Source organism: Candidatus Thermoplasmatota archaeon, from assembly GCA_034660695.1.
Lineage (GTDB): Archaea > Thermoplasmatota > E2 > UBA202 > DSCA01 > JAYEJS01.
Window position 1 is genome coordinate 1 of the sequence record JAYEJS010000152.1, and the last position, 3950, is coordinate 3950.

4 protein-coding genes are annotated in these 3950 nt (G+C 41.9%); 1 reads left to right on the forward strand and 3 read right to left on the reverse strand.

What is annotated here, in order from left to right:
- Positions 1-169: 169 nt before the first annotated feature.
- The 3 genes from U9O96_08115 to U9O96_08125 are packed head-to-tail and all read right to left on the reverse strand — an operon-like array spanning position 170 to position 2164.
- Positions 170-553: a twitching motility protein PilT gene (locus U9O96_08115; protein ID MEA2055048.1), complete on the reverse strand. Its 384-nt coding sequence runs from the start codon at positions 551-553 to the stop codon at positions 170-172.
- A complete protein-coding gene (locus U9O96_08120) occupies positions 550-1770 on the reverse strand; it encodes a translation initiation factor IF-2 subunit gamma (GenBank protein ID MEA2055049.1) in 1221 nt (406 codons plus the stop codon). The genes U9O96_08115 and U9O96_08120 overlap by 4 nt, the downstream gene beginning before the upstream one ends.
- Positions 1757-2164 (reverse strand): 30S ribosomal protein S6e, encoded by a 408-nt coding sequence (locus U9O96_08125; protein MEA2055050.1) that lies wholly within the window; start codon positions 2162-2164, stop codon positions 1757-1759. Before U9O96_08125 ends, U9O96_08120 begins: the two co-directional genes overlap by 14 nt.
- 158 nt (positions 2165-2322) lie before the next feature.
- Here U9O96_08125 and U9O96_08130 point away from each other — a divergent pair, with 158 nt between their 5' ends.
- Entirely contained in the window at positions 2323-3768 is a 1446-nt protein-coding gene (locus tag U9O96_08130) for a PKD domain-containing protein (protein MEA2055051.1), read from the forward strand.
- Positions 3769-3950: the final 182 nt, after the last annotated feature.

A 3950-nucleotide genomic window follows, 5' to 3' on the forward strand; every position in this document is an offset into this window, starting at 1 on the left:
CACATCGTGGCATAAAAGTAGCCACTAGAAAAAAATTGAATCTTAAGAGAAAAAAATAGCGACCGCCTCCTTAATTCTGGAGTTTTTTGAGCTTTCCACATCAAATTTTTTTCTGGAACTTCCGTTAAAGGGATTGAATAAGTAATCCCATCCAATGCCAGATGTATTTCTATAACACTTCTTCCAGTTCCAGTCTGTTCTCCCCCCTAGGGTAAATAATCGGCAGGTTCATTTCCTTCGCTCTTTTTCTTAACTCTTTATCATTGGTTACGATAGCCCCGTCCATTTTCAACGCTGTTTCAATTACACCATCATCTCCCTTGCTTTTCGTTTCCATCAGCCGGAACCCTCGCTTTTTTATAATGTTCAGTCCCAATTTTGCTGCCCTGCCAGTCTTGCCATCTTCATTTGCCAGCCTTTCCATTTCTTCCACGACCGAGCTGGGAACAATTATCCTGCATATACCAAGCAGACGGATTATTTCTCTCTCTATGTTTATGCCTGACTGGTAAGGTATCATCAGGGCGTTTGTGTCAAGAATTACTGTCCTCATTTTATATCACCATATCCAATAAGTCTCCATCTTCCCCCAATTCTTTTTGATATTGCTACCCTTTGCCCCTTTTCGGCGCAGACGGGTATCTTAAGAGTCATCTGGACGATATTATCTCTCGCAGACGTTACAATGCCTACTGTTGTCGCTGTTCCCACCGTAAGCATAAGAGTTTCATTTGTTTTAATAGTTTCCGGTGATTCCCCGTTAAGCCCCACCGTTCTATTTATGATATGCACGTCCAGTTCTAGTGCATCCCAGACGGGAGGCAACAGCCCTTCTCTCCCCACAATTCTTCCTGCCAGCGCATCAGCCTTTGTGATAAACGGGTCTATCTCTGTCCCGATTCCAAGCAGGCCGCCGGATCCTGCTTTCTCAACCGATTTCCCTCCTGTAATAATTGATGAAATTGTGGCAAATATTGACTCGTATCTCTCTTTTCCATATTCCTCTATTCTTCTCCCCGGCCGAATCTCTATGTCATCGCCGACAGATAAAATTCCCTGTTTCAGCGAACCTCCTATGATGCCGCCCTGGATTTTATCAGGCGGTGTTCCTGGCTTGTTCACATCAAAACTCCTGGCCGTGTACATAATGGGGTTTTTATGTCTGTCTCTCTTCGGAGTGGGTATATATTCTTCGATTGCCCCTATAAGTGTATCAAGATTTGTCTCGTGATGTGCTGATACAGGAATTACTGGTGATTCTTCCGCACATGTACCGTTAACAAAATCAAGTATTTGCTCATGATTTTTGATGGCTTCTTCTTTGCTTACCAGATCTATTTTATTCTGGACTATTACGATATTTTTTGTGCCGGTGATATCTAAGGCCATCAGATGTTCCTCTGTCTGGGGTTGGGGACATTTTTCATTGGCAGCAATGAGCAGAAGTGCTCCGTCCATTATTGCAGCCCCGGAGATAACAACAGCCATAAGCGTTTCGTGCCCAGGAGCGTCCACAAAAGATATTTTTCTCAATAACTTTCCCTTCTCCCCGCAGTTAGGACATACGGGTTTTGTTGAATAGCAGAGCGGCTCGGGGCAGTTCGGGCATTTATAGAAGGTCGTATCGGCATAACCAAGTTTTATTGATATCCCTCTCTTTAGTTCCTCGGAATGCTCGTCTGTCCACTTCCCAGACAGGGCTTGAGTCAAGGTGGTTTTACCATGGTCAACGTGTCCCACCATCCCTATATTCACTTCAGGTTGATTCATTTTTCTCTTCTTTTTTTTCTGTTGCCTTTAACAATTCTTTCATGGGCTTTATCCCTCTCTTTGTAACTTTCATATTTATTTGCAGGGTATTGAGGCCGATGGTATTGCCGCAAACTGTTTTTCTTTTTCTCACTCCCTTATCTTTCGGTTTGAAACCTACACTTTTTGTAACCAAAATCCTTCTCCTTGAAATCCCGGGTATTTCTTTTCTCATTACGAAACCGTCTTTATCGCTGCCGCCCGTAATTTCTAACTTGTATCCGGGCAGGGAAACGAATATTCCGTCTACTTCATCCCCTATTTTTTTCCCGACTAATGAATTCGCATGATGCCCTTCGATGTTTACCTGACAGCCCTCGCTTTTATCGCTTACGACCACTTTAAATTCTGGCATATTATCACTCTGCAATACATTCTCCTTTTAATATTTTTGGTGGTTTCTATGTATTGTGAAGAATTGATTATTGTTTAATCCGGTTGCATATATCACGGGCAAAAATAAATATATACCAAAAATTATTTAGTAGCCGTACCAATAACAGGTGAGATGATATGAAAAAAGTAATACGACAAAAAAAATTTTTCAGTGTACTGACAGTTGCAGTATCTTTTTTGATTATATCCTCGGCATTTACTTTTGTTGAGGGTAATGGGGGATTGAAAGCAGACTTTTATTGGCAACCCACCGAGCCAACAGATTTGCAACTCGTTCATTTTTATGATAACTCTTCTGGAGGGACCATAGTCTGGATATGGGATTTCGGTGACGATAATTTTTCTTGCAATAGGAATCCAGTTCATATGTACGGCGATGACGGCATTTACATAGTCAGGCTTACGGTATGGGATGATAACAGTACGATGGATACAATAACTTATCCTATCAACATTCTAAATGTGCCGCCCGTTGCAGATGCCGGCAGCAACAGAATTGTAAATAACTTGACCGTAACATTCAATGCTTCTTCTTCCTATGATCCCGATGGGGCTATTGTTGGCTGTGCATGGGATTTCGGCGATGGAAATACTGCTTCTGGCATTTTCAAGAGCCATACCTACATGGGGGACAATGTATACACTGTTACGCTGAATGTAACTGACAATGATGGGGCATATAACGAGACTTCTGTGCAAATTATAGTGGATACAGAAAATCCACAAACCAATATTACTTTGGATGGTGATTTGGGGAAAAATGGATGGTACAAAGGAAATGCATCAGCAACCCTTGATGCAACTGACAATCTCTCCGGAGTAAATGCTACGTGGTATAAAATAGAGGAGGAATGGAATATTTATAATGAATCGTTTAACGTAAGTGCGGAGGGAGAAAATGAAGTCGAATACTACTCCACGGACGAAGCAGGCAATAGCGAGGATATTAAATCCATAACGGTTAAAATTGATAACAATCATCCCCAGACAAATTCCTCAATAAACGGTTCTCTCGGAAATAATGGGTGGTATGTCGGTACCGTTACGATAACCCTTAATGCCTCTGATGCCCTGTCCGGTGTGGACTATACGAAATATAAAATAGACGATGGGGACTGGGAAAACTACGGTGGGGGAGTAAGCATAGGCAGCAATGGAAACCACACCTTGTATTTCTATTCCGTCGATAATGCAGGAAACGTCGAGGCTGAGAAAAATTTTACATTCAAAATAGATAAGACTGGTCCTTCCGTTTCCATAACTGCCCCAAAGGATGGTTATCTTTACATATTTGGGCGAGAAATACTGCCCACCGTGCTTGGAAAAACTAAAATAATAGGCAGTTTCACGGCGGCTGCCACCGCTACTGACACTCTTTCAGGAATACAGGCAATCTATTTCAAGCTCGACGGCCAAGTACTTTGGGAAGATTTCAATTCCCCATACAAAGCAGAACTGCCACGCGAATTTCCATTCGGAGTCCATACACTTACGGTGACTGCATATGATGGTGCAGGCAACTCTGTCACAACCGGAGAAGTGAAGTACATAAAGATACTCTAAGCTTCAAGTACAATCTTTCCATCCCATCTTATTCAATATGTCCATAGTTTTCATGTAGGCTATGTGTAAAAACTATTTGTATTCTCTCGGATTATTCAACTGGCAAATGAAGGCTTAACCCCAAATTCATAGATAGCTCTTGGAATTAGCGAAAAATTATAGTCAACCCATGAGAGTGATTC

Coding starts and splice junctions, on each gene's coding strand:
- U9O96_08120 (MEA2055049.1), bottom strand. CDS start 1,770: ATGAATCAACCTGAAGTGAATATAGGGATGGTGGGACACGTTGACCAT.
- U9O96_08125 (MEA2055050.1), bottom strand. CDS start 2,164: ATGCCAGAATTTAAAGTGGTCGTAAGCGATAAAAGCGAGGGCTGTCAG.
- U9O96_08130 (MEA2055051.1), top strand. CDS start 2,323: ATGAAAAAAGTAATACGACAAAAAAAATTTTTCAGTGTACTGACAGTT.
- U9O96_08115 (MEA2055048.1), bottom strand. CDS start 553: ATGAGGACAGTAATTCTTGACACAAACGCCCTGATGATACCTTACCAG.